Source organism: Amycolatopsis benzoatilytica AK 16/65 (assembly GCF_000383915.1).
Lineage (GTDB): Bacteria > Actinomycetota > Actinomycetes > Mycobacteriales > Pseudonocardiaceae > Amycolatopsis > Amycolatopsis benzoatilytica.
The window spans coordinates 8,128,958-8,155,042 of sequence record NZ_KB912942.1 but is presented as its reverse complement, the minus strand read 5'-3'; the positions used below and the strand labels follow the sequence as shown (position 1 = coordinate 8,155,042).

The window sequence follows — 26,085 nt, the reverse complement described above, 5'->3', positions numbered from 1 at the left end:
ACGGGGGGACACGACAATGCCGGACGGCGCGGCGAACGGCGGCGGCTACCAGGTCCGCCCGGACGAACTGCTCACCCACGCGAAGGCGGTCGAGCAAGTCGGCCAGACCCTCGGCCAGGCGCTGGCGGCGGCCGAGCAGGTCACCATGGGCGTGCAGGCGTACGGCCTGATCTGCGGTCCGCTCTTCGTGCCGATGGTGCTCGCGGTCAGCGCGCCCGGCCTGCTCACCCTCGGTGCCGCGCAGCAGGCCATGGGCACGCTGTCCCAGTCGATCCAGCAGGCCGCGAAGACCTACCAGGACATCGAACAGGCGCACTCCCAGCGGATCACCAGCCTCGGCAAGGAGCTGCCGTGAGCAATCCGCTGGTCGCCGGCAAGCAGGACTCGACCACCTGGCACACCGGCGTCAACGTCCTCGACGACGCGATCGGCGCGTACGACGGCATCAAGTCCGGTTCGTGGATCGAGGGCGGCATCGCCGCGCTTGGCACCGCGATGGACTTGCTGACCATCGCGATGAACCCAGTCGGCACGCTCATCTCCTACGGCCTGAACTGGCTGATCGAGCACGTTCAGCCGCTGCAAGACGCGCTGAACCAGCTAGCGGGCGACGCCGACCAGATCACCGCGTACTCGCAGACCTGGGGCAACATCGCCAAGGCTGTCGAGAAGGCGGCCAAAGACCTCGGCGACAGCGTGCAGAAGGACACCGCGCACTGGACCGGGCAAGCCGCGGACACCTACCGCGCGAACGTCACGAACAAGATCGACCACCTCAACGCGGCGGCGACCTGCGCGAGCGGGATCAGCACCGTGGTGGAGATCGTCGGCGTGATCACCGCCGCGGTGCGCGCCATGGTCCGCGACATGATCACCCAGGCGGTCGGCGACTTCATCCAGGACGCGCTCGAAGAAGTCTGCTCGCTCGGGCTCGGCACGCCGGTCGTCGTCGCGCAGGTGGTCGAGCAGGTGTCGGCGTGGATCGAGAAGATCGGCGCGCTGGTCAAAAAGCTGATCAACTCGGTCGAGAAGCTGCGGCCGCTGATGTCGAAGCTCGAAGAGATCTTCGCCGCGGTCAAGAAGGTCATGTCCGAGCTGCACGGCCGGCCCGGCGACGACGGGACGCACGTCTCGTCGGCCGGGCCCGGCCACTCCGGCCCGCACGAACCCGGTGCGCCGCATGACGGCACCAGCCCGTCGTCCGCGCCGGAGCCGGACGGCACCGTCCCGGACGGCACCCCGCCCGGGCACCACGGCTCCGACCCGAACGCGCCCGGCAGCCACGATCCGGAGGCGGCCGGCGGGCAGAAATCCGAAGGCACCGGCGGCTGCGACGGCAAGGGCGGCGACCCGGTCGACGCGGTTTCCGGCCAGATGATCACCTCGGGCACCGACGTCGACCTGCCCGGGCTGCTGCCGCTGGTGCTCAACCGCGCGTACGCCTCCGGCTACGCCGACGGCCGGTCATTCGGCCCCGGCTGGGCGTCCACACTGGACCAGCGGCTGGTGTTGACCGACGATTTCGTGCGGTACTACGGCGTGGACGCGGAAGTGCTCAGCTACGTCCATCCCGCCCGTGACGGCTCTCCGGTGCTGCCGAGTTTCGGCGCCCGTTGGCCGTTGAGCTGGGACTCCGCTTCGGACAGCTACTTGCTGGTCGACCAGGAATCCGGCTGGACCCGCCGATTCGCCGCGCACCCCACGGCCGCGGGCGAGTGGCAGATCAGTTCGCTGTCGGACCGCAGCGGGCACCGCGTCGACTATCTGCGCGACGAAAACGGCCGGCCGCTCGCGGTCACGCATTCCGGCGGCTACCGGGTCGGCGTCGAGACCGTCGACGGTTCGGCCGGCCAGCGCATCGCCGGATATCGGCTGCTCAGCGGTGGCGAACAGGGCGAAGACGTGCCGATCGTGTCGTTCCGCTACGACCGGCGCGGCCGGCTTTCCGGCATCGTGAACTCGACCGGCGCGCCGTACCAGTACGACTACGACGACGCCGACCGGATCGTCGCCTGGACCGACCGCACCGGCTACCGCTACGAGTACGAATACGGCGCGGACGGACGTGTGGTCCGCGGCGCCGGCCTCGACGGCTACCTCGACGCGACCTTCGACTACGACCTGGCCGGCCGGGTCACCACCGTCACCGACAGCCTCGGCCAGCGCACCGAGTACCACTACGACGAGCACAATCACCTCACCTCGGTGGTCGACCAGAACGGCGCGGTCGAACGGCCGGAGTTCGATCGGTTCCACCGTCTGGTGTCCTTCACCGACAAGAAGGGCGCGGTCACCCGCTACGAACGCGACGAGAACGGCGACCCGACCCGGATCGAGTATCCCGACGGCACCGCGCTGACCATCGAGTACGACCCGCGCTGGCGGCTGCCGGTCACCGTGACCCAGCCGAACGGCGCGGTCTGGCGCCACACCTATGACGACACCGGCCGCATCGTGTCCACAGTGGATCCGATGGGCGCGGTCGCGACCAGCGAACTGGACGAGCGGGGCCATCTCGCCGCCACCGTCGAACCGGACGGCGCCCGCTGGACCTATACCAGCAACGACGCCGGCCGCCCGCTGTCGATCACCTCGCCGGACGGCGAAACCACCACGTTCCGGCTCGACGGCTTCGGCCGGGCGATCGAAGCGACCGACCCGCGCGGCCGCACCACCCGGTACGGCTGGACTCGCGAAGGCGCGCTTGCCTGGCGCATCGCCGCCAACGGCGATCGCGAGGAACGGTTCTACGATCTCGAAGGCAGCCTGGTCCGCGCCCGCTCGGAAAGCGGCGCGACCACTGTTTTCGAACGCGGCCCGTTCGGCCTGCTCGTCGCGCGCACCGGACAGGACGGCATCCGGCACACTTTCGCCCACGACACCGAACTGCGACTCACCGGCGTCCGCAACCCGGCCGGGCAGACCTGGTCCTACCGCTACGACCCGGCCGGAAACCTGATCGGCGAACGGGATTTCGCCGGTCGCTTCGTCGAATACCGGGTCGACGCGAACGGCGCGCTGATCTCACGCACCGAAGCGGGCGGCTCGGTGATCGAACTGTCCCGCGACGTGCGCGGCCGGGTGTCCCGGCAGACAACCGGCGAAACGAGTATCGCCTACGACTACGACGAAGGCGGCCGGCCGAGCCGGATCGCCGACGCCGCCGTCGAAGTGACTTACGAACGCGACCTGCTCGGCCGCCCGGTCGCCGAGTCGGTCAACGGCCGGGTGCTGCGCAGCGAGTACGACCTGGTCGGCCGCCGCATCCGCCGGATCACCCCGTCCGGCGTCGAAGCGCGGTGGCACTACGACGAGATGCGCCGGGAAACGGCGATGGCCGGTACCGCCGGGACCGTTGCCTTCGAATACCGGGACGGCCGGGAAGTGCTCCGCCGCCTCGGCGAGAACGCGAGCCTGGCGCAAACCCACGACGAACTGGGCCGCCTCGCCAGCCAGACACTCTTCTCCGCCGGCGAGCCGAATCGCGCACTCCAGGAACGCAGTTTCCGTTACCGCGCCGACGGTCAGGTGCTCGCGATCGACGACCGGGTGCACGGTGCCCGCGTCTTCCAGCTCACCCCGGGCGGCAGGGTCACCGGCGTGCAGGCGGCCAACTGGACCGAGCAGTACGCTTACGACGCGCTGGGCAACCTGGTCGCCGCGCAACCTGGTCCGTCCACAGAGGACACTGTCGATTTCGCCGGCCCCCGCGTGGTGGAAGGCATGCTGCTGCGCAGCGCGGGCCGGACTTCCTATTCCTACGACGCTGCCGGGCGGGTCGTCCGGGAAGTCCGCCGCGGCCTGTCCGGCCAGCGCCGGATCCGCGAGTACGAATGGAACAGCCTCGACCAGCTGGTCGCCGTCACCACCCCGGACGGCACCCGCTGGCGGTACCGCTACGACCCGCTGGGTCGCCGGACCGCCAAGCAGCGCCTGGCCGCGGACGGCAGAGTCGCCGAAGAAACCACGTTCTCCTGGGACGGAACGGTCCTGGCCGAAGCCGCCCGCACCGTCGCCGGCCGGACCACCGTCACGTCGTGGGACTACCGCGGCGGCTCGGCCGAACCGATCGCGCAGACCACCCGCTCCTGGCTGGCGGACGCGCCCGCCGAGGTGATCGACACCCGGTTCCACGCCATCGTCGCCGACCTGATCGGCGCGCCGACCGAACTGGTCGACGCGAACGGCCGGGTCGCCTGGTACCGGACAAGCGGCCTGTGGGGCAACACCATCGCCATGTCCACTTCGGACGAAACAGTCTGCCCGCTGCGGTTTCCAGGCCAGTACTACGACGACGAAACCGGCTTGCACTACAACGTGCACCGTTACTACGACCCGCACACCGCGCGTTATCTCTCCCCGGACCCGATCGGGCTCGCCCCCTCGGCGAACCACTACACCTACGTCGCGAACCCGCTCGCCGTCGCCGACCCGCTCGGCCTGGCGGGATATCAGGACCCGGTGACCAAACAGTGGGCCAGGGACCCGTCGCTGCCGCCGTCGGACCATGTCCACAACCGCCGCAGCGAATACCCCAGCGACTATTTGCAGTCCACCCACGACGAGATGGCGACGAAGTGGACCGTGCAAGGAAGACAACTCGGCGACGTCCCCCGTGACGCGAACGGGGTGCGAACGCCGCACGACCAGCTCGACTGGGTGGACAGGAACGGTGAGCCGATTCCCTACTACGACGCCAACGGCAAGGTCAACCTGACTTACGAACACGTGCCACCGGTCGTCCAGCACTGGATCGAAGAGGGGCACAACATGACCAAAGCGGAACGCAAAGCCTGGTACAACAAGACAGACGACATGGAGGCCATGGGCAAATCGCAGAACTCGTCCGAAGGCGCCAAGATGGACGAGCGCTACGCCCAAAAAGAACCGGGACCCCGGCATCCATGTAAGTTGCATTGACGTTTCTGGAGGTGAGCGGTGGATCTGCGGGAGACCTACGCGGCGATGCCGGACGCGGCGCCCCTCGGCGATCTGCCCGACGCCTGGCACTGGGCCAAAGCCCCCGGCTTCGACTACAGCGCCGCGCTCTTCGCGGACGGCCAGCGCGCGTTCCAGGCGTACGCACTGGATTCGTACGACGAAGGGCTCGCCGTCGCGCTGCTGTCCTTCGCCCGCTCGCACAGCACCGAACTGGCCACCGGCCGGCCGCTGGCCCTCGCCGAAGGCTTCTCCCATTCCGGTTACGCGTTCGACGCCGTGGTGTCGGTCAGCCCGTCCATGCACCGCCTCTACCCGGACAACGCTGAGCTGAACGCCCTTGTGAATCCGGTCATCCCGGTCTACCGCTGCGAGTTCGCGGGCGACGAAGACCCAGCCGACGCCGAAATCCGCTACAGCCGCTCGTCCGGAGTCCCAGGCACCCGCTGGGGCCGCAAACCGGCTCCGTACCTGAAGGTGCGCTTTCGCGGGGACAACGGCTTCCTGCCGGACGAACGTGAATTCGTCCGGCCGAAACTGCTGGTGTCCTGGCTGACTAGCCATGAGGGCCGGGACGACCTGTTCGTGGAGTTCGAGAACTACCGCCACGAGGTCTACACGGTCACCTGGACCGACACCTGGACCTTCACCAGCCCAGACGGCACCAGAAGCGTCAGCCTCGACGAGCTGCTCGAAGCCGTGAAGACCGCCCTGTACGGCCCGAACCTCGAGTCCGCGGACTTCCCGCCGCCGCTCGCCTAGCCAGGCGCACTGAACTCGAGCTCGATCACTGAACGTAGCCACTCAGCCGCGTTCGAGGCTCCTCAACGTGCCGCCTGCCTGTCACAGCGCAACACAATCGCCCCAAAAGCCCCCTCGGGGGCTGATCAGGCCACCCTTCGCTCAATCCCCCGTCACCCGTTTGGGAGACTGGTCCGTCGATTCGAACTGGGGAAATGAGCTGCCGTGATCAACGGAGGTCGCACTCGGGCGGGCACGATCGCCGGGCTCGCGCTCGTCGCCGTGCTCGGCATCGGCTGCGTGATCACTTACCGGCAGCTGTCCGACGGGCTGCCGGATCTGAACTACCAGTCGCTGTCCGCGGTCGGCGAGGAAGGCCGGATGGCGCGCGACGGGCTCGCACTGGCGGATTTCGGCGACTCGGACGGCTACGGGTACGTACGCGATTTCGAGCAGATCGTCGACATGAAATTTCTGAGCGCCAAGGAGATCGCCGTGATCGAGGCGGGGACGGCGACCGCCGCGCGGGCCACCGTCGCGAAGAGTCCGCAGGGCCGGGTCGTCGCGATCGTGGTGAAGCTGGCCAGCCCGGAGGTCGCGCAGGACGTCGCTGCCGAGCTCGACCAGCTCCAGATCGAGGCGGGCATGCGGCGAGTACTGGCGCCGCCGTCGGTGCACCGGGCGGAGATCGCCGGCGCGACCCCCGACGGCCGGGTGCACTACGCGCATGACCGGCTGCTGGTCCGCGTCGATCTGGCGGCCGCGCCTGGTGTCCCGCTCGGCCCCGCGTTCACCGGGGTGATCAACCGCCAGCTGAAGGAACTCTCCGCCGATGGATGAGCAGGCTCCGCGCGCGACCCCCGGGCTGCGGGTCGTCGTCGCCCTTTCGTCGGTACTCGTGCTCTACAGCTACCTCGGCGCCCTGTGGCTCAACCGGCACGGCTACTCCCCCGCGACGCTGGTCGCGATCCGCGACTGGATCAGCAAACCCTCCGGAATCAGCCAGGACTTCGGCGTGCTCGGCGTGTCGATGCTGCTGATGGCGGCCGGATTCCTGGTGGCACAGGGAACTCCGGTCCGCCGGCTGCTGAATGGAACCGTCCCGGCACTGGCGGTGGCCGCGGCGCTCGGCGCGGCCGCGCACTTGCTCGGCGGCGAGCCCTTCCTTGGACTCGGCTGGCCAGTGGTGGTCGTGGTGCCCGCGACCGTGCTCGCGCTCGCCACCCGTCGCCTTCCGGCGGCGGCTGGTCTCGCCCTCCAGCTGGCCGTTTCCGGTGTGCTCGTGCTCGTGGGCACCAACGCACCCGAGGCCGGCCAGCTCGCCGGCTTCGCGCCGCTGTTCGTGCTCGGCCAGATGCTCTGGCAGGTCCGGGCCGCCCGGCTGTCGCCGTGGGCCGGCGGCCTCGTCAGCGTCGGGGCGTTCGTGATCATGCTGCTGACTGAGCACCGCTACGCCGAGTGGTACGGCTACTGGTACCCGGTGACCGCCTTGTTCGCGCTGCTGATCGTCATGCTGGCGCTGCCGAGCGGGCAGGTAGCTGGCGAAACAGCGCTCGTCCGTTGGCTGTCGTCGCGTGCGGTGTGGCTGATCGGCGCGGGCTGCGCGCTCGGCTGGACAGTGCTCGGACTCGGCTACCAGCGCCTCCCCCTGGTCGTGTCGATGGCGGCGGCCGTGCTGGTCACCGGGCTCGCCGCCGAAGCCGGACACCGGTTCGTCGAACGCCCGCTGGGAGGCGCGCGATGAGCCGAGCCGAACGCCTCCACGGTCTCGATCTGCTGCGGGTACTGGCCTCCTGCCTGGTCCTGTTCGGCCACATCGCCGCGTACTTCACGCTGGCGCACCAGCATTGGTGGCTGACCGACCGGGTCGAAGAGCAGGTGGTCGAGGGCTTCCGGCTGAACGCGAACCTCGGCTTCCTCGGCGTGTGCACCTTCCTGATGATCAGCGGCGTGGTCGTCACGCACGTGACGACGAGGGAAGGCCCCGGCACGTTCCTGTACCGCCGGGTCAGCCGGCTGCTGCCGCTGCTGTGGGTCGTCACGCCGGTCGTGTGGCTGATGATCAACCTCGGTCTGCAGGTCTCCTCCACCGTCGACCCGAAGCTGGACTTCGGCGACCTGCTCGCCGGCATGGCGCTCTGGAACTTCTTCCAGCGGCCGCAGATCGGCATGGTCGGAGTGACCTGGACGCTGTGGATCCAGATCATCTTCTACTGCTACGTCGCCGCGTCGATCCCGTTGCTGCGCCGGAAACCGTGGCTGCCGCCGGCGCTGCTGGCCGTCGTCTGCTTCATCACGATCCTGCTGTCCACCCTGTCCCGAGGCACCACCTCCGGAGCGCTGCACATGTGGGCGCATCAAGCCGGGCAATGGGCGGTGTACCTGTCGGTGCTGTGCATCGGGCAGCTCATCTCGCTCGTGCACGCGCGAGCCGTGCACCGGTATGTCGCGCTCGCGATCGGCTCAGTGCACGTGCTGCTGTTCATCTGGGCGGACCGCATCGGCGGCTTCACCTTCCAAGGCAACGCGATGCCACGCACACTGCTGCTGGTGATCGCCGCGGTGCTGCTGATGATGCGCGCGAACGGGCGGGTCAGCCGGTCGAAGGTGATCCGGGAGTGGTCGAGCCGGACGTACGCGATCTACCTGGTCCACCTGGCCTGCATGTACCCGCTGCTCAACCTGCTCGTGCCGCGCGTCGGCCCGGAGATCGCGGTACTCGCCGGACTGGTGGCGACCGCGATCGTGGCGGACCTGGTGCACCGCTTCGTCGAGGCCCCCGCGGACCGGTTCCTGCGTTCTCGCCGGCGGCCGCCTCCTTCGCGGGACGAGGCCGGGACACCAAAGCCCATCACGAACCACGCCCCGGAAGTCACCCAGCTGAAATAGCTCCACCACCCGAGCGATCCGGTGTTCCACCAAGTACGGCCCGCCGATCGCCCCATGGAACGTCCGCCGGTCCTGGAACAACGGGGCACCCGCCCGAGATTCAGCAGATCATCGTTCACGATGGCCGACGGCCCTGCGGGGCGCTGCCAGTCGACCTGGCGATGCGAGCCCGGTGACCCATGCGCGGAAAGCCTCGATGTGCAGCCCTGCTGGACTTTGCTGGTGTCAAGACAACAAAAAGGCCGTCCATTTCATCATGGACGGCCATTAACCTGCTGTGGACCTTGGGGGAACTTACTACAACACAAAACCCCAGGTAGAAGCCCTGGAGACCCTGCTCCGGAAACTACCCGACCCCACCGAACCGGCTCCACCGCCCGTCGATCGTCCCAAGCCCCGAAGGGCACGCCAGCTCGACGCCGACCAGGTCCAGGAACTCATCACCGGGTACCAAGCCGGAGCAACCGTGCACGAGCTGGGTACCCAGTTCGGCATCGAACGGCGAACGGTCAGCAATATCCTCAAACGACACGACGTGCCGATGCGCCGCCGCGGACTTGCCCCCGAGCAGGTCGACGACGCCATCCACCTTTACAACCTCGGCTGGTCCCTCGCCCGAGTCGGCGAACACCTGGGCGTCGACCACACCACCGTGCTGACCAAACTCCGCGAACGCGGCATCCCCACCCGCGACTCGCACGGGCGACCACGAGCCTGAACAGCCGGGCTCACCGTGTTGGTTGGCTGCGGGTGGCGCGGGTCCAGGCGGCGCGGCGGAGCAGGCGCAGTCCGTTGAGGCCGACGATGACGGTGGAGCCTTCGTGGCCGGCGACGCCAAGCGGCAGCGGCAGGGTGCCGATCAGGTCCCAGAGGACGAGGCCGGTGATGAACACGGCGGCGATGATCAGGTTGGCGGTGACGACGCGGCGGGCGCGCCGGACAGGGCGATCACGGCGGGAACGGTGGTCAGGTCGTCGTGGACTACCACGGCGCGGGCGGTCTGCACTCTGGCCGGCGATCCGGCTGGCCGTGGCCGCGTTGTCGCCGGTGAGCAGCACCTGCTCACCGGCCTCGACGACACCCGAGCCCTATTGCCCGACTGATCTGCGAAACCTCTATTTCGAGAACGGGCGCTGGAAAGACAGGGTCGACGCAGCTCAAGCGCCTCCAACCCTCGCCGTTCAGACCGAGCCTCCCAGCACCTTCCAGGCTCGGGTGGCCACGTGCAGGTTGAGCCTGCTGTCGACGTCATTCAGGTCGAGGTCCGTGATCTCCCGGATCCGGCCCAGCCGGTAGCGCAGGGTGCTGCGGTGGATGACCAGCGCGGAAGCGGCCTCGTCGTAGTGTCCGCCGCATTCGAGGTACTGCGCCAGCGTCTGGACCAGATCCGTGTTCTTGTGCTCGTCGTAGTCGAGTAGCCGGCCCAGCCATTCCCGCACGTACGCCACGATTTCGGCGCGATTCCCGCCGCTGTCCAGAATGCGATAGAGGCCCAGCTGGTCGAAGGTCGTCGCACCATCGGGCGACCCCGATTTCCGGCGGATGTCCAACGCCCGGATCGCTTCCGAGTAGGACCTCGGAAAGTCGCCAGGGCGGTCGCAGCGGCCACCGATCCCGGTCGCGCCGGCGCCACCGAGGTCCTCCGAAAGCAGGCGATACAGCGTGTCCCCTTCCAGGCAGCCGCTGACGAGGAGCACCACCGCACCCGAGTGCCGCGAGATCATCGAACTCAGCTGGAGCGATGCAGCCGCCCGGCCTACGGCCTCGGCGACGGCGTCGTCGGTCTGCTCCTCGCCCCAGCGGACGACGATCACGCAATGTGCACCGCGCAGGTCGTGCCCGAGTGCGTCGGCGCGAGCGTAGGCGCTCTCGTCGTCGGTGCCGGTGATCAGGTCGTCGACCAGGTCACGGTGCAGGCGCAGCTCGACCTCGGCGAGATTGCGCAGGTGGGACAGCTCCAGCGCCAGCACCGTCGTCCCGTACTCGAGCGCGAACATCTCGTGGCTGCCCACGGTCCTGTGCGGGTCCACGAGCGCCAACACGCCGAGCACCTCGTACCGCGGTTTGACCAGCGAGATCACCCGCTCCTTCTCCCGGACCGGGTGGGGGACCGCCGCGGCGCGCCTGAGCAGCTCCTCGCGCCGGTGGGCCTGGTGCTTCGGGTACGGGTCGGGCCGGCCGGGACCGGCCCAGGCCCGCAGATTGCCGAACCGGTCCTCGATCGCGACCGGCAACGAGGTCAGCTGGTGCACGGCGTGGGCGATGCCGGGCTCGCCCGCACCGGACACGGAGATGTCGCTGAGCACCTCGTGCACGTGCGTCTGCTGCTCGAGCCGGGCGACCGAGGCGGACAGCCTGCCGTTGAGCTGCTGCAGCTCGAGCGCATGCTCGCGCTCCCGCCGATGAAGCGACGCGTTCACCAAAGCACCCGCCGTCTGCCGGCCGAGCGCTTCGAGCAGGAAGAACTCGTCCTTGGGCGGCTCCACCCCCGCGTGCACCACCAGGTAACCCAGCAGGCCGTCCAGCCCCCGCAGCGCGAAGCCCCAGCACCAGCCGCCGTCGGGGAGGACGAGCGGACCGCTGACGCCGCCGAGGAGCCGGACCTGCCGGTCGAGTTCCGCGTCCGGCTCCGTGTCGTCACGACGGCGGAGTGCGTCGCCGATGAACAGATACACCGCCTTGACGTCGCAACTGCTCAACGCCGAGACGGAGGTGGCGGCCAGCCGGATGATGCCGTCGGCTTCCCGGCCGTCGATCATCATCGTCGAGACGGCGAACAGTCCGCGCAGAGTCGACTGCTGGCCACGCCACCAGCTGTGCGGCCCTTGTGGAGTTTCGCGGGTTCCGTCGCCCGGCTCCGCGGGTGTCATCGGACCTCCGACCGTCGACTGGTCAGAACGTTACAGCGGTTGATCCTGCTCTGCCGTGTCGATCGTGCGCGCGAATTTCGACCTGCCAGGCGCATGCGCGGGCGCCATCGTCCTTGCCACTGTGGGTGTCACATGTGGAGAGATCACTGCGACAGTCCGGTTTCTGCCGGTGTCGCAGGACTTGTGCCCATGGGAAGAAACGCGTCGCGGAGCCTGTCGGGCGCGATTGGTCTCTTCGCGACAAGCGCCCGGACGAGGAATGAGGAGAGTCATGACACTGATGCGTTTCGACCCGTTCCGTGATCTCGAACGGTTGACCGAGCAGGCCCTGGCCGGCGCCCGCGGGCCGCGGGCGATGCCGATGGAGGCCTTTCGCCGCGACGACCAGTTCGTCGTCGCGCTGGATCTGCCGGGAGTGGACCCCGGCGAGGTCGACGTGACGGTGGAACAAAACGTGGTGACCGTGCACGCCCACCGCGCCCCGCTACGCCGTGAAGGTGACGAACTGCTGGTCGACGAGCGACCGCAGGGTGAGTTCAGCCGCCAGTTCTTCCTCGGCGACAACCTGGACAGCGCACGGCTGTCCGCGGAGTTCGACCGCGGCGTGCTCATGCTCGGTATCCCGGTCGCCGAAGCCAGCAAGCCCCGCAAGGTCGAGATCGGCGGTGGTGCCGAAACGGCAAAAAAGCCCCGGATCGCCGAAGGGGCTTCCCGCGAGGAACACGCCAACGTCTAGGAGTCGGACCATGACCACGCAGCCCGGCGCCACGGCGCCATCACCGCGTCACTCCACGGATCCCGGCATTTCGGAACAGCGCCGTCCGATCGGGTCCTACGAAAACTACAGCGAAGCCGAGCGTGCCGTCGACTACCTGTCGGACAGCGGCTTCCCGGTCGAGCGGGTCGCCATCATCGGCTCGGACGTCAAGCTGGTCGAGCAGGTCGTCGGGCGCCTGAACTACGGCGGCGCCGCGCTGCGGGGAGCCGGCTCGGGTGCCCTCACCGGGCTGCTGATCGGCTGGCTGTTCGGCGTCTTCAACTGGTTCACGCCATTGCTGGCGGCCTTCACGCTCGCCGTGTACGGCCTCGTGTTCGGCGCGGTGATCGGCGCGATCTTCGGCCTCGTCGTGCACGCGCTCCAGCGCGGCCGCCGGGACTTCGCCTCGGTCCGGGCGATGACACCCACCCGCTACGAGGTCGTCGCCGACGAAGCGGTGGCCGACGAAGCCAAGAACCTGCTCGCCAAGCTGAACGGCGGTGTGTGATGGCCAAGGCGGTCGGCATCGACCTGGGGACGACCAACTCGGTGATCGCCGCCTGGGAAGGCGGCGAACCGAAGGTCATCGCCAACTCCGAAGGCGCGCGGACCACCCCGTCGGTGGTCGCGTTCACCGAAAGCGGAGAGCGGCTGGTCGGCCAGCTCGCCCGCAGGCAGGCGATCCTCAACCCGAAGGGCACGATCTACTCGGCGAAGAGGTTCATCGGCCGGAAGTACGACGAAGTCGGCGACGAGGCCAAGGCGGTCGGGTTCGACGTCGTCGAGGGTCCGGGCGGCGTCGTCCGGTTCAAGGTCCGCGACAAGCTCCACTCGCCGGAGGAAATCAGCGCGCAGGTCCTGCGCAAGCTCGCCGACGACGCGGGCAAGTTCCTCGGCGAACGGGTGACCGAGGCCGTCATCACCGTGCCGGCGTACTTCAACGACGCCCAGCGGCAGGCCACCAAGGACGCCGGCAAGATCGCCGGCCTCGAGGTCCTGCGCATCATCAACGAGCCCACCGCCGCCGCGCTCGCCTACGGGCTCGACTCGAAGGCCCACGAGACGGTCCTCGTGTTCGACCTCGGCGGCGGCACCTTCGACGTGAGCCTGCTCGACGTCGGCGACGGCGTGGTCGAGGTCCGGTCGACCGCCGGGGACACCCACCTCGGCGGGGACGACTTCGACCGCCGGATCGTGGACCACCTCGCCGATCGGTTCCAGCAGGAAAACGGCATCGACCTGCGGTCGGATCCGCAGGCACTGCAACGGCTCTTCGAAGCCGCGGAGAAGGCGAAGGTCGAGCTCAGCTCGGTCAGCCAGACCAGCGTGAGCCTGCCGTTCATCACCGCGGGCAAGGACGGCCCGAAGCACCTCACGACCACCTTGATGCGTTCGGCGTTCGAGCAGATCACCGCGGACCTCGTCGAGCGGTGCCTCGGCCCGGTCAAGCAGGCGATGGCCGACGCGAAGGTGACCGCGAACGACATCGACGAGGTCATCCTGGTCGGCGGGTCGACCCGGATCCCGGCCGTGCAGAGCCTGGTCCGCAGGCTGACCGGCGGCAAGGACCCGAACATGAGCGTCAACCCGGACGAGGTCGTCGCGCTCGGCGCGGCGGTCCAGGCGGGGGTGCTCAAGGGCGAGGTCAAGGACGTCCTGCTGCTCGACGTCACCCCGCTGTCCCTCGGCGTCGAAACCCGCGGTGGCGTGATGACGAAGATCGTCGAGCGCAACACGACGATCCCGGCGCGGCGGACCGAGGTGTTCTCCACCGCGGAGGACAACCAGCCCGCGGTCGACGTCGTGGTGCTGCAGGGCGAGCGGGAACGGGCCGCCGACAACCGCGTGCTCGGGCGCTTCCAGCTCACCGACATCCGGCCGGCACCGCGGGGCGAGCCCCAGATCGAGGTCACCTTCGACGTCGACGCCAACGGCATCCTCGATGTCACCGCGAAGGACAAGGACACCGGCGCGCAGCAGGGCATCACGATCAGCGAGAGCTCGAACCTCGACCAGGCGGAGATCGACCGCATGGTCACCGAAGCCGAACGCAACCGGTCCGAGGACCAGCGGCTGCGCGAGGAGATCGACGCGCGCAACCTGCTCGACTCGGCCGCCTACCAGGTCGAACGGGCCATCACGGACACCACGCCGGCGCATGAGAAGGCGCGGGCGGAGATGCTCGTCCAAGAGGCTCGCGAGGCCGTCAAGGACGCCGCTCCCCTGGACCGGGTGCGGTCGCTGACCTCGGAACTGCAGCAGGTGCTGGCCGGGCTCACCGCGCCCCGGGCGAGCGACGGCGGCAACGGTTCCGGCGGCGGCCCGCGGCAGGCGGCCGACGAGGACGACGTGATCGACGCGGACTTCGACCGGGCGTGAGGCGGACCGATGGCCACCACAGGAAGGGCCGCGGAGCAGGAGAAAGCCTCCGCGGAGGTCGCCGAGGCCGGCACGGTGTCCGGCCCCCAGGAGGTGCCGGCCTCGGCGACCGGGGCGGAAGAGAAAATCGCCGAGCTCGAGGACCGGTGGCGGCGCGCCGCGGCCGACCTCGACAACCTGCGCAAGCGCCATGCCGCCGAACTGCGGCGGGCGACCGAAGCCGAGCGGGCGCGGGTCGCGTCGGCCTGGCTTCCGGTGCTCGACAACCTCGAACTGGCGCTCACGCACGCCGAGGCGGACCCGGCGGCCATCGTGCAGGGTGTCCACGCGATCCGGGAGCAAGCCGTCCGGCTGCTCGCCGGGCTCGGGTACCCGCGTGACGACGAAACCGGCGTCCGGTTCGACCCGAACCGGCACGAGGTCGTCGCCGTCGTCGAGGACCCCGCCACCGAGCCGAACACCGTGACCCGGGTCGTGCGCCCCGGCTACGGGACCGATCGGCACCAGCTGCGGCCGACGGCCGTGACGGTGTCCAGGTCGCAGGGGTGATGGCCGGTGGCCACCGATTTCTACGAGGCCCTCGGGGTCGCCAAGACCGCGAGCACCGACGAAATCCAGCGGGCCTATCGGAAACTGGCGCGCCGTCTCCACCCGGACGTGAACTCCGACCCGGGCGCCGAAGAGCGCTTCAAGGAGATCAGCGAGGCCTACCAGGTGCTGTCCGATCCGGAGCAGCGCAAGAAGTACGACCGGTTCGGCGCGGACTTCCGCCGCGTGCCCGACGACTTCGACGAGCGGGTGTACGCCGGCGCCGGCGGGCGGCGTGGCGGCCACGTCCGCTACACCCAGGCGGGACCGGGATTCGGCGGCGGGTTCGAGGGCTTCGAAGGTGTCGACATCGAGGACCTGCTCGGCGGCTTCTTCCGGAGCCGGGGCTCCGGCGGGCCGATCGCGGGCGCCGACCAGGAGGCCGAGCTCGAGCTGACGGTCGAGGAGGCCTACCGGGGCGGGCGACGGCACTTGAGCATCGCCGGCGCGGGCGAGCGCGGCTACGACGTCGACATCCCGGCCGGCGTGGTCGACGGACAGCGCATCCGGCTCGCCGGTCAAGGCGGGCGGGCGTCCGGGAACGCCGCGCCCGGTGACCTCTACCTCGTGGTGCGGATCAAGCCGCATCCCCGCTACCGCCTGTCCGGGCGCGACATCACGGTCGAGTTGCCCGTGTCGCCCTGGGAGGCGGCGCTCGGCGCCACGGTTCCCGTCATGACCCCCGGCGGTGAGGTGAAGGTGCGGGTCGTACCCGGCTCGTCGACCGGACGGCGGCTGCGCCTGCGCGGCGAGGGCCTGCCCAACCCCAAGGGCAAATCGGGCGATCTCTACGCCGAGGTGCGCGTGATGGTGCCGAAGAAGCTCGGCAAGCGGGAACGCGAACTCTTCGAGGAGCTCGCCGCCGTGTCCGATTTCGACCCGAGGAGGACCTGATGGCCGAGTACCTGCTCGTCCGTCCCGTCCGGCTCAGTCTCGACACGGTGGCCGCACGAAGCGGACTGCACCCGGACCTGATCCGCCGGTTCGTCGCACTGAGCCTGGTGGACGGCACGGCCGACTCGAGCGGGCGGCTGTGGTTCGCGCCGTCCGCCGTCGCCACTCTCGCGCGCATCCAGCGCCTGCGCGCCGGCCTTTCCCTCAACTACGCGGCCATTGGGCTCGTGCTCGACCTGCTGGACCGGATCGACGTCCTCGAAGCCCAAGTCAGGAGCCACCGGCGATGGACATGAGCAAGCTGACCCAGAAATCGCAAGAAGCGCTGCAAGATGCCCAGAGCGTGGCACAGCGCCACGGCCACACCGAGACCGACGGTGAGCACCTGCTGATCGCCCTGCTCGACCAGTCCGACGGCCTGGCGCCCCGGCTGCTCGCGCAGAGCGGCGCGGACGTCGACGGTCTCCGCGAAGCCGTCGAAGCGGAGCTCGCGCGGCGACCGAAGGTGACCGGCCCCGGTGCCACCCCCGGGCAGGTCTACCTCACCCGGCGCCTCGCCGGCCTGCTGGACGCCGCCGAACGGGAAGCCAAGCGGCTCAAGGACGAATACGTCTCCGTCGAACACCTCGTGCTGGCACTCGCCGACGAGGGTGCGAAGTCCGCCGCGGGACGGCTGCTGACCCGGTACGGCGTGACGCGCGAATCGTTCCTGACGGCGCTGACCAAGATCCGCGGCAACCAGCGGGTCACCTCGGCGACCCCCGAAGGCGCGTACGAGGCGCTGGAGAAGTACGGCCGGGACCTGGTCGCCGACGCGCGATCGGGCAAGCTCGACCCGGTCATCGGCCGGGACGCCGAGATCCGCCGGGTGATCCAGATCCTGTCGCGGAAGACGAAGAACAATCCCGTGCTGATCGGCGACCCTGGCGTCGGCAAGACGGCGATCGTCGAGGGCCTCGCCCAGCGGGTCGTGCGCGGCGACGTGCCGGAAGGCCTGCGGGACAAGACGATCTTCTCGCTCGACATGGGCGCGCTCGTCGCCGGGGCCAAGTACCGCGGCGAATTCGAGGAGCGGCTCAAGGCCGTGCTGGCCGAGGTCAAAGCCGAAGAAGGACGCATCCTGCTCTTCGTCGACGAGCTCCACACGGTCGTCGGGGCAGGCGCCACCGAAGGCGCGATGGACGCCGGGAACATGTTGAAGCCGATGCTGGCGCGCGGCGAGCTGCACATGATCGGGGCGACGACGCTCGACGAGTACCGCAAGCACATCGAGAAGGACGCCGCGCTGGAGCGCCGGTTCCAGCCGATCGTCGTCGACGAACCCTCCGTCGAGGACACCATCTCGATCCTGCGCGGGCTGCGGGAGCGGCTCGAGGTGTTCCACGGGGTCAAGATCCAGGACGGCGCGCTGGTCGCCGCGGCAACCCTGTCCCACCGCTACATCACCGACCGGTTCCTGCCGGACAAGGCGATCGACCTGGTCGACGAGGCGTGCGCGCGGCTGCGCACGGAAATCGACTCCATGCCCGCCGAACTCGACGAGCTCACCCGGCGCGTCACCCGCCTGGAGATCGAGGAGGCCGCGCTGTCCAAGGAATCCGACCAGGCCAGCAAGGCGCGGCTGGCGGACCTCCACCGGGAACTCGCCGATCTTCGTGCCGAAGCGGACTCGAAGAAGGCGCAGTGGGATGCCGAGCGTCAGGCGATCCGGCGGGTCCAGGAACTGCGGTCCGAATTGGAACGGCTGCGACACGAAGCCGAAGAAGCGGAACGGAACTACGACCTGAACCGCGCGGCCGAACTGCGCTACGGCGAGATCACCGAAGCCGAGCGGCGGCTCGCCGCGGAGGAAGAACAGCTGGCGGGCAAGCAGGGCCGGAAACGGCTGCTGCACGAGGTCGTCACCGAGGACGAGATCGCCGAGATCGTCGCCTCGTGGACCGGGATCCCGGTTTCCCGGCTGCAGGAAGGCGAGCGGGAAAAGCTGCTGCGGCTCGACGAGATCCTGCACGAGCGGGTGATCGGCCAGGACGAGGCCGTCCGGCTGGTCGCCGACGCGGTCATCCGGGCGCGCTCGGGTATCCGCGATCCGCGCAAGCCGATCGGCTCGTTCATCTTCCTCGGCCCGACCGGGGTCGGGAAGACCGAACTCGCCAAGACCCTCGCGTCGGCCTTGTTCGACAGCGAGGAGAACATGGTCCGGCTCGACATGAGCGAGTACCAGGAGCGGCACACCGTCTCGAGGCTGCTGGGCGCTCCCCCGGGTTACGTCGGCTACGACGAGGGCGGGCAGCTCACCGAAGCCGTGCGGCGCAAGCCTTACTCGGTCGTGCTGTTCGACGAGATCGAGAAGGCGCACCCGGACGTGTTCAACACGCTGCTCCAGGTGCTCGACGACGGGCGGATCACCGACGCGCAGGGCCGGACCGTCGACTTCCGCAACACGGTGATCATCATGACCTCCAACATCGGCTCGCAGCATCTGCTCGACGGGGTCACCTCCACCGGCGAGATCAAGCCGGACGCCCGGGACGCCGTGCTGGCCGAGCTGCGGCACCACTTCCGGCCGGAGTTCCTCAACCGCGTCGACGACATCGTGCTGTTCACCCCGCTCGGGCCGGGCGAGATCGAGCGGATCGTCGACCTGCAGTTCGCCGAGCTGCGCCGCCGGCTGGCCGAACAGGGCATCGCGGTCGAGCTGACCGCGGAAGCGAGGAAACTCATCGCCCAGCGCGGATTCGACCCCGTCTACGGCGCCCGGCCGTTGCGCCGCTACATCTCCCACGAGGTCGAGACCAAGATCGGCCGCACGCTGCTGCGCGGCGAACCGACCGAGGGACTGGTGATCACCGTCGACGCCAAGGACGGCGAGCTCGTCGTCACCTACAGCGGGGGCGAAGGGAGGTCCGCGGCATGAACGCCACCACCGGCACCACCGCCACGGTCGTCTGCGAACACTGCGGCCACAAGAACCGCGTCCCGGCCGCCGCCGCGGGCAAACCGAAGTGCGGGCACTGCCACGAGCCGCTGCCCTGGATCGTCGACGCCGGCGACACCGACTTCGCGGAAGTCGCGGAGCGGGCCACGATTCCGGTGCTGGTCGATCTCTGGGCCACCTGGTGCGGGCCCTGCCGCCAGGTCAGCCCCGCGCTGGCCCAGCTGGCCCGGGAGCGGGCCGGGAAGGTCAAGCTCGTGAAGGTCGACGTCGACAAGGCACCCGGGCTGTCCCAGCGGTTCGACGTGAAGGCCGTGCCGACGCTCATGGTGCTGCGCGGCGGCGAGGTCGTCGCGCGGCAGGCGGGCGCCGCGCCCGTCCCCGTACTGCGCGAGTGGCTCGATCAGGCGCTGGCGCGGCCGGAGAGCACCCCGAAGACCAAACTCGACCAGGGAAGGTGACGTGCGATGACCAGTGTCGTCGACCGGCATCTCGCGCTCGTCCGAGACGTGGTGCCGCGAACCCCGCAGGGCTGTGAGGAGTGCCTGGTCGCCGGCACGCCGTGGCTGCACCTGCGGCTGTGCCTGACGTGCGGGCACGTCGGCTGCTGCGACTCGTCGCCGATGAAGCACGCCAGCAAGCACGCCCACGCCATCGGGCACCCGATCGTGCGCTCGTTCGAGCCCGGGGAAACCTGGCGCTGGTGCTACGTCGACCAGACATTCGTATGACCGCCTCGACGGGAATCGACCTCGGCGCGCCGCTGACCGAGACCCCGGACTCCTCCGGTGCGTTCCCCCGGCTCACGGACGAGCAGATCGACGCGCTCGCCGAAGCGGGTGAACGCCGTCCGGTCCAGGCCGGCGAGGTGCTGTACGCGCAGGGCGGCCGGCCGTCCGAGTTCTTCGTGATCTTGAGCGGCAAGGTCGCCGTCATCGAAGGAACCGGGGACGACGCGAAGGTCGTCCGGGTGCACGGACCTCGCCGGTTCCTGGGCGAACTCGGACTGATCGAAGGGCAGCCCGCGTTCGTCGGCGCCGTGGCCGCCGACCCCGGCGAGGTGCTCGCCGTCCCGGTGGGCGCGGTGCTGCACCTGGTGCTCGGCGACCCGGTGCTCGGAGACCTGATCCTGCGTGCCTACCTGATACGCCGGACGGTGCTCATCGGATCCGGCAACGGGCTGAGGATCGTCGGCTCCTGCTACTCCCCGGACACCAGGCGGCTGCTGGAGTTCGTGGCGCGCAACCGGCTCCCGTACCGGCTGGTCGACGTCGACAAGGACCGGCAGGCCGAGGCGCTCCTGGGGCGCTTCGGCATCGCCGTCGCGGACACCCCGGTGGTCGTGGTGAACGGCACCGAAGTGCTGCGGAACCCGAGCACTGCCGAGCTGGCCCGGAAAATCGGGCTGCGGCAGCCGGAACCGGAACACGGTGTGCGGGACCTGCTCGTGGTCGGCGCCGGGCCCGGCGGGCTGGCCGCGGTGGTCTACGGCGCGTCCGACGGGTTGCTGCTGTCGGCGTTCGACGGCCTGGCCGCGGGCGGCCAGGCCGGGACGACGTCCCGCATCGAGAACTACCTCGGCTTCCCGCCGGGGATCTCCGGCGCGGAACTGGCCGAGCGATCGGTGATCCAGGCGGCCAAGTTCGGGGTCCGGGTCGCCGTGCCGGCCGAGGCCCGGACCCTCGAAGCACGCGGCGGGCACTACGTCGTCGGATTCGACGACGGCATCGAGATCGTTTCCCGGGCCGTCGTGATCGCCTCCGGTGCCCGCTACCGCAGGCTCGTCGTACCCGGCATCGAGGCGTTCGAAGCGAGCAGCGTGTACTACGCCGCGACTGTGCACGAAGCGCGTCGATGCCTGGCTTCGCCGGTGGCCGTGGTCGGCGGCGGCAACTCGGCCGGCCAGTCGGCGGTGTTCCTCGCGGAAGGTTCGCCGGTGGTCTATCTGCTGGTGCGCGGCGGCGATCTCGCCGCGAACATGTCCCGCTACCTCGTCGACCAGGTCGAGCAGCATCCGCGGATCAGCGTGCTCGGCCACACCGAAGTCCGTGAGCTCGCCGGCGACGGCAACCTCGAATCGGTGGTCGTCGAAAACAATCGCACCGGCGAGCGCCGCGTCCTCGACGCCCGCGCGTTGTTCGTCTTCATCGGAGCTTCCCCGCACACCGCCTGGCTTTCGGGCATGGTCGCCCTCGACGAGGACGGGTTCGTGCTCACCGGGGTGGACGCCGAGAGCTTCCGGGACGCCGACGTGTGGCGCGGGGTGCATCGCCCGCCACAGGTGCTGGAGACGAGCAGGCCCGGGGTGTTCGCGGTGGGGGACGTACGCCACGGCTCGGTCAAACGGGTGGCCTCGGCGGTCGGGGAAGGCGCCATGGCCGTCCGGTTCGTCCACGAACATCTCTCACAGGAGGCCTGATGCCGGTCATGGGTACGGCGAGGTTCGAACGGTTCTTCCGGATGGCCGCGAGCCTGGACGTCGACAAGAGCGATCTGAAACGGTACGACGAGTTCCTGGACCGCAAGATCCACGATCTCTTCGTGGCCGCCAAGGCCACGGCCAAGGCCAACCGGCGGGACGTCATCGAGCCGTGGGACCTGCCGATCACCAAGGGACTGCAGGAGCGCATGCACGAGTTCCTCAAGATGGACGAGGACCTGGAAGTGGTGCCGCTGCTGGAGCGGCTCCTGGCGCGTCCCCCGCTCGGGATCGCGATCTCCGAAGACACCGAGGCGCGGCTCCCGGCCGTCGCCGGCGGTCTCAGCGTGGCTCTCGCCCAGGCGTTCAAGATCATCGACCCGCGCGTGAAGAACCCCGGCTCCGCCGAATGGGACCAGGTCTTCCGGATGTTCGAACTGCTCCTCTGAAAGGCGTCAGGCATGGCCAACGGACTCTCACTCAACCTCGATCAACCGGCTTACGTGGCCGCGTACGCCGAGCTGCAACGCCTCACCGGGCGGCCGAGCGATGTGTCACCCGACGTCGCAGGCACCACGGGAAACCTCACGGTCACCTCGACATTGCGCGACGACCACCACACCGTCGTCACGGTCGGCGGGTCGGTCGACGCGCGGGCACTCCGCCTCCTGGCCGCGCACTTCGCCGGGCTGCTCCACGCCGGCACGCGGCGCCTGGTGGTCGACCTGTCCCAGGTCGGGCGGGTGGACGACGGCCTGCTCGAACTGATGCACCGCGTGGAGGACAAGCTGACCGCGCGGGGCGGCCTGTTCGAGCTGACCGGGCTCGCGCCGCCCGTGCTGTACGCGATGGACGACATCCTGCTGGCCGAAGTGTTTTCCTGGTACCGCGCGGTCATCGACGACCCGGAACCGCGTGCCGCGCTGTGGTCGTCGCTGCGCTGCCCCCAAGGGCTCGAGGACGTCGCGGAGCCCGGGTCCACGGCCCGGTACCGGACTTTCATCGACACCGCCGCCCACGGCCGCGGCGAGCGGTGGGGGAGGCGCAGGTGAGCGCGATCGCCGAACGCCCGAAACGACGTATGTGGCTCCGGATGTTCGGAGCCGGCCTTCTCCTGTGGATCCTGTCCGCGGTCGTCACCTACCTGACCGGGAACCCCAACCTCATCCCCACCCTGGTGCTGCTCGGCAGCTTCCTGGTGCCGGTGACCTTCGTGGCGTGGGCGTTCGAGCGCCGCGACTCCGGCGAGATCACCGCCGAACTCGTGTTCCGCACGTTCATCGTCGGCGGTGTGCTCGGCGTGCTCGGCGCATCGGTGCTCGAAACGTATCTGCTGCACCCGTCGCCGTGGCTGTACGTCGGCGTCGGGCTCATCGAGGAAGCGGTCAAACTGGCCGCGCTCGCCCTGCTGACCCGGCACCTGGCCGTGAAGTCCGTGCGCGACGGGTTGATCCTGGGCGCCGCGGTCGGGTTCGGGTTCGCCGCACTGGAGTCGGCCGGGTACGCGCTGACCGCGCTGTTCACCCCTCAGGGACTGTCCCTGACGGACTTGGTGACCACCGAACTGCTGCGCGGACTCCTCGCCCCGGTCGGGCACGGGCTGTGGACCGCCGTTCTCGGCGGGCTCCTGTTCGCGTGGAGCACCCGCGACCACTTCGTCCTCACCGCCCGGCTCGCCCTGGCCTACCTGGGCGTTTCGCTGCTGCACGCGCTGTGGGACTCGATGTCCGTGATTTCCCTCTACGTCACGCTGCTGCTGACCGGTCAGCCGTGGCAGTACGAACTGCTGATGCGTGGCCTGCCGGCCGCGCCGACCGGCGCCCAGGTCGGGTTGTACACGACACTGACCTGGGTAGGGCAGGGCGTGATCGCGGCGATCGGGGTGGTGTGGCTGCTGGTGCTGGTCGCGCGGGCACGCCGGGAGCGGCCGGCCACGCCACCGGCACGGGCCTACCGCGTGGCGACGTCCCGGCATCCGGCTCTTCCGCTCTGACCCGCTGTCCGAGGGGTTTGGCCGGTACCACCCGGGGAAACCGGCGGGTGCCGACGAGCGAGGTGAACCACATGAACGCGCCACGCCAGGTGGCCGTCGGGGTGCTGGCCGACGAAGGGCTGCCGGAGCGGGTGATCACGACGATCGCCGGCGACCTGCCCGAAATCTTCGCCACCCGGGTGAGCGGGCAGGCGCGGTGGCGGGTGGAGCACGAGGTGGACCAGCTGCCGCTGGACGAAGACGGTGACATCCCGATGCGCACGCTGTCGCGGCGGCACCGGCAGGACCGGGGTTGGGACCTGCTGGTCCTGGTCACCGACCTGCCCCGGCGCGCGGGGACGAGCCCCGTCGTCGCCGGAGTCGACGTCGAGCACGGTGTCGCGATGATCTCGCTGCCCGCGCTCGGTGCCGTCCTCGTGCGGCGCCGGGCACGCGCGTTGCTGGTCCGCGTGGTGCGGCAACTGGTTTCACGCCGGCTCGGGATCGACAGCGATCGCGGCGGACACGGGACGCCGGCACGGCTGCGTGAAGTGCTGGCCCCGACGCGGCGGATGCCCGGTGGACGCCAGTCGTCCGCGACCCACCTCGCTCTGGTCGGCCTGCGTGGCCGGCTGCGGCTGCTGGCCGGGATGGTCCGGGACAACCGCCCGTGGCGGCTCGTCCCGCACCTCGCGGGCGCCACCGCGGCGGCGGCCGGCACCGCCGCCTACGGCATCATCACCAGTTCGTTCTGGAAACTGGCGGACGCGTTGTCCCCGTTGCGGCTGACGGCGATCACGGTGGTCACCGTCCTGGTCATGACGGTGTGGCTGACGGTGTACAACCACCTCTGGGAGCGGCCCTCCGAATCCGCCGAGCGACGCAAAGCGCTGCTGTACAACGTTTCCACGGCCACCACACTGGCGGTCGGGGTGGTGTGCATGTACGCGATCCTGTACGTGCTCGCCCTGCTCGCGGCGGCCGTCCTGATCGACAGCGGCTATTTCGCCCAGGCACTCGGACACTCGGTCGGTGTGGGTTCGTACCTGAACCTGGTGTGGCTGTGCAGCTCGGTCGGCATCGTCGCCGGCGCGCTCGGATCAAGCCTGGAAGACGAAGAGACCGTCCGCAACGCGACCTACGGCCGCCGCGAACGGGAACGCCAGGAACGAAACCGGCGCCGGCGGGACGACCGGATATCCGGCGAAAGGGAAAGTCCCACGCAGACCGCGCGAAGCGACGAATGACCGACGGAGTTGCAGGCAGATCACCCCGGCGGCCATCCCCACCTGCGTGACCAATCAACCGTCGCGACAAGGTGGTAACTCTGATGACCAAACCGAAGAAGCGGGGACACAAGCCCCGAGCCCGCGTGTCGAAGGTCCGGATTCGGGGCGTGCGACACGATCCGCCAGACCCGTGCAAGATCGCCAAGGTTCTCGTTGACCTCGCAAGAAGCCAGCATGGCGGCCCCAAATCAAGGTCCAGGCAGCTCGACGGAAGTTCTAGTAAGCGACGCAACGTGCCGCGACCAAACCCCCGACACAGATGAACCCCCAACGAGTGCCTGACCTGGGATTTCCAAGCGCTCAGGGGGTTCATCTACAACTTCATGTGTGGAGCTGAGGGGAATCGAACCCCTGACCTTCTCGATGCGAACGAGACGCGCTACCAACTGCGCTACAGCCCCTCAGGAGCGTGAACCCCTGTTGTTCAGTGCTTGCAAAGCTTATCAGTGCCCTTCAAGCACCGAACAACGGGGGGTCACTCTCCGACTGCCCGGCGGTACGGGCCCGCGCTGGGTTCGGCGAGTTCCTCGAAAGCGGGGTCCTCGTCGTCCAGGTCGACCACGACCGCCTGCCGACGGATGCGCGACATCGGGGACGGCTTGCGCTCCACGATCTCGCGCGGCACCTCCGGCGCGACGACTTCGACGTCCTCGTCCTCCGCCTCGGCGAACGAGTCGTATTCCTCCTCACGAACCGGGGCGGCCCGGCGCGCGGGGCGGCTCGTCGTCGAGTAGCGGGACATCCGGCGCTGCCGGATGTCGTTCTCGATGCGGACCTGACGGCGCAAGTATCCGAGGTAGCCGACGAGCGCGATGTCCGCCGCCGCGTGTGCCCACCAGGCGAGCGTGAACACGAACCCGGCGATCGCGGCCGTGCCGACTGCGGCGATCAGCAGGATCACGACCACCCGCTGCCGGAACGCGTACTTGGCGCGAGCCGCGATCTCGGCCGCTTCCGGGTCGAAGCCGCCCCGGCCGGGCCGGTAGCTGCGGCGTTCGCGAGCCGGCTCGCCGCGTTCCGCGCGCGAGGGCTGCGGGAGCGGCTCCGGTTCGGGTTCAGGTTCTTCGTCGAGGTCGGCGTCCAGCTCCGCCTCGAGTTCGGCGAGGTCGTCCTCCACCGAAGGCTTCGCATTGTCGGACACGGCGTCGTCCTCCTGTCCCTCGTTGCGAGCACTGCCCCTTCGCACTACCCGGGCGGCCAGCGCGGAGGTAGGCGTCCGCGCGACCTGCTGTCGTTTGCGAGCCACCATGGGCACGAGAACGACGAGCCATGCCGCGGCGAGCGCGACGATGATCACCGAGCTGGGCATCTCCCGTCACCTCCCCCGATCCTCTGCTGTAGTCACGCTAGCCACAACAGTCACACAGGAGGCGCAGACTCGCCGGGTTCGATCACGAAAATGCATCACTACATT

The 26,085-nt window shown here is 69.4% G+C and carries 24 protein-coding genes and 1 tRNA gene; 21 read left to right on the top strand and 4 right to left on the bottom strand.

All coding sequences use genetic code 11. The features are described from left to right. The first annotated feature begins 16 nt into the window (after positions 1-16). From AMYBE_RS0138220 to AMYBE_RS46515, 7 genes are all read left to right on the top strand, one after another. Entirely contained in the window at positions 17-355 is a 339-nt protein-coding gene (locus AMYBE_RS0138220) for a type VII secretion target (protein ID WP_020664682.1), read from the top strand. Continuing rightward, on the top strand, positions 352-4,920 hold the full coding sequence (locus AMYBE_RS0138215; RefSeq protein ID WP_020664681.1) for an RHS repeat-associated core domain-containing protein: 4,569 nt from the start codon (positions 352-354) through the stop codon (positions 4,918-4,920). Before AMYBE_RS0138220 ends, AMYBE_RS0138215 begins: the two co-directional genes overlap by 4 nt. Before the next feature lie 18 nt (positions 4,921-4,938). Further along, positions 4,939-5,700, top strand: a complete 762-nt coding sequence (locus AMYBE_RS0138210; protein ID WP_020664680.1) for a hypothetical protein — start codon at positions 4,939-4,941, stop codon at positions 5,698-5,700. Between the two features lie 204 nt (positions 5,701-5,904). After that, positions 5,905-6,519, top strand: a complete 615-nt coding sequence (locus tag AMYBE_RS0138205) for a hypothetical protein (RefSeq protein WP_020664679.1) — start codon at positions 5,905-5,907, stop codon at positions 6,517-6,519. Then, positions 6,512-7,423, top strand: coding sequence for a hypothetical protein (locus AMYBE_RS0138200; RefSeq protein WP_020664678.1), 912 nt, complete (start codon positions 6,512-6,514; stop codon positions 7,421-7,423). The genes AMYBE_RS0138205 and AMYBE_RS0138200 overlap by 8 nt, the downstream gene beginning before the upstream one ends. Further along, a complete protein-coding gene (locus AMYBE_RS0138195) occupies positions 7,420-8,568 on the top strand; it encodes an acyltransferase family protein (RefSeq protein ID WP_020664677.1) in 1,149 nt (382 codons plus the stop codon). The genes AMYBE_RS0138200 and AMYBE_RS0138195 overlap by 4 nt, the downstream gene beginning before the upstream one ends. 466 nt (positions 8,569-9,034) lie before the next feature. Beyond that, positions 9,035-9,286: a hypothetical protein gene (locus AMYBE_RS46515; RefSeq protein ID WP_020664675.1), complete on the top strand. Its 252-nt coding sequence runs from the start codon at positions 9,035-9,037 to the stop codon at positions 9,284-9,286. Positions 9,287-9,296: 10 nt separating this feature from the next. On the opposite strand, the gene AMYBE_RS43050 is transcribed toward AMYBE_RS46515, so the two are convergent. Together AMYBE_RS43050 and AMYBE_RS0138180 are read right to left on the bottom strand one after the other, a co-directional pair. Further along, positions 9,297-9,626, bottom strand: coding sequence for a hypothetical protein (locus AMYBE_RS43050; RefSeq protein ID WP_063710051.1), 330 nt, complete (start codon positions 9,624-9,626; stop codon positions 9,297-9,299). A 123-nt stretch (positions 9,627-9,749) separates the two neighbouring features. Beyond that, positions 9,750-11,438 (bottom strand): PucR family transcriptional regulator, encoded by a 1,689-nt coding sequence (locus AMYBE_RS0138180; protein WP_020664674.1) that lies wholly within the window; start codon positions 11,436-11,438, stop codon positions 9,750-9,752. 271 nt (positions 11,439-11,709) lie between these two features. Here AMYBE_RS0138180 and AMYBE_RS0138175 point away from each other — a divergent pair, with 271 nt between their 5' ends. From AMYBE_RS0138175 to AMYBE_RS0138110, 14 genes are all read left to right on the top strand, one after another. After that, positions 11,710-12,174 (top strand): Hsp20/alpha crystallin family protein, encoded by a 465-nt coding sequence (locus AMYBE_RS0138175; protein ID WP_020664673.1) that lies wholly within the window; start codon positions 11,710-11,712, stop codon positions 12,172-12,174. Between the two features lie 10 nt (positions 12,175-12,184). Next, positions 12,185-12,703, top strand: coding sequence for a YflT domain-containing protein (locus AMYBE_RS0138170; RefSeq protein WP_020664672.1), 519 nt, complete (start codon positions 12,185-12,187; stop codon positions 12,701-12,703). Then, entirely contained in the window at positions 12,703-14,574 is a 1,872-nt protein-coding gene (gene dnaK, locus AMYBE_RS0138165) for a molecular chaperone DnaK (RefSeq protein WP_020664671.1), read from the top strand. Before AMYBE_RS0138170 ends, dnaK begins: the two co-directional genes overlap by 1 nt. Before the next feature lie 9 nt (positions 14,575-14,583). Continuing rightward, positions 14,584-15,123 carry a nucleotide exchange factor GrpE gene (locus AMYBE_RS0138160; protein WP_020664670.1) on the top strand — a complete coding sequence of 180 codons (540 nt, stop codon included), beginning with the start codon at positions 14,584-14,586 and terminating at the stop codon, positions 15,121-15,123. Positions 15,124-15,129: 6 nt separating this feature from the next. After that, a complete protein-coding gene (locus AMYBE_RS0138155; protein ID WP_020664669.1) occupies positions 15,130-16,056 on the top strand; it encodes a DnaJ C-terminal domain-containing protein in 927 nt (308 codons plus the stop codon). Further along, on the top strand, positions 16,056-16,352 hold the full coding sequence (locus AMYBE_RS0138150) for a chaperone modulator CbpM (RefSeq protein WP_020664668.1): 297 nt from the start codon (positions 16,056-16,058) through the stop codon (positions 16,350-16,352). Before AMYBE_RS0138155 ends, AMYBE_RS0138150 begins: the two co-directional genes overlap by 1 nt. Then, positions 16,343-18,973: an ATP-dependent chaperone ClpB gene (gene clpB / locus AMYBE_RS0138145; protein ID WP_020664667.1), complete on the top strand. Its 2,631-nt coding sequence runs from the start codon at positions 16,343-16,345 to the stop codon at positions 18,971-18,973. The genes AMYBE_RS0138150 and clpB overlap by 10 nt, the downstream gene beginning before the upstream one ends. Next, positions 18,970-19,452, top strand: a complete 483-nt coding sequence (gene trxA / locus AMYBE_RS0138140; protein ID WP_020664666.1) for a thioredoxin — start codon at positions 18,970-18,972, stop codon at positions 19,450-19,452. Before clpB ends, trxA begins: the two co-directional genes overlap by 4 nt. A gap of 6 nt (positions 19,453-19,458) precedes the next feature. After that, the gene (locus AMYBE_RS0138135) at positions 19,459-19,722 is read left to right on the top strand and encodes a ubiquitin carboxyl-terminal hydrolase 14 (RefSeq protein ID WP_020664665.1); all 264 of its coding nucleotides are present in this window, start codon (positions 19,459-19,461) and stop codon (positions 19,720-19,722) included. Next, a complete protein-coding gene (locus tag AMYBE_RS0138130) occupies positions 19,719-21,410 on the top strand; it encodes an FAD-dependent oxidoreductase (protein ID WP_020664664.1) in 1,692 nt (563 codons plus the stop codon). Before AMYBE_RS0138135 ends, AMYBE_RS0138130 begins: the two co-directional genes overlap by 4 nt. Next, a complete protein-coding gene (locus AMYBE_RS0138125) occupies positions 21,410-21,859 on the top strand; it encodes a DUF1931 family protein (protein ID WP_020664663.1) in 450 nt (149 codons plus the stop codon). Before AMYBE_RS0138130 ends, AMYBE_RS0138125 begins: the two co-directional genes overlap by 1 nt. 12 nt (positions 21,860-21,871) lie before the next feature. Then, a complete protein-coding gene (locus AMYBE_RS0138120) occupies positions 21,872-22,462 on the top strand; it encodes an STAS domain-containing protein (protein WP_020664662.1) in 591 nt (196 codons plus the stop codon). Next, positions 22,459-23,403, top strand: coding sequence for a PrsW family intramembrane metalloprotease (locus tag AMYBE_RS0138115; RefSeq protein WP_027928447.1), 945 nt, complete (start codon positions 22,459-22,461; stop codon positions 23,401-23,403). Before AMYBE_RS0138120 ends, AMYBE_RS0138115 begins: the two co-directional genes overlap by 4 nt. A 71-nt stretch (positions 23,404-23,474) precedes the next feature. Then, on the top strand, positions 23,475-24,629 hold the full coding sequence (locus tag AMYBE_RS0138110; RefSeq protein ID WP_034289858.1) for a hypothetical protein: 1,155 nt from the start codon (positions 23,475-23,477) through the stop codon (positions 24,627-24,629). 370 nt (positions 24,630-24,999) lie between these two features. On the opposite strand, the gene AMYBE_RS0138105 is transcribed toward AMYBE_RS0138110, so the two are convergent. Next, positions 25,000-25,072 (bottom strand) — tRNA-Ala (locus tag AMYBE_RS0138105). A gap of 74 nt (positions 25,073-25,146) precedes the next feature. Beyond that, positions 25,147-25,980, bottom strand: a complete 834-nt coding sequence (sepX, locus tag AMYBE_RS0138100; RefSeq protein ID WP_020664659.1) for a divisome protein SepX/GlpR — start codon at positions 25,978-25,980, stop codon at positions 25,147-25,149. Between the last annotated feature and the right edge of the window lie 105 nt (positions 25,981-26,085).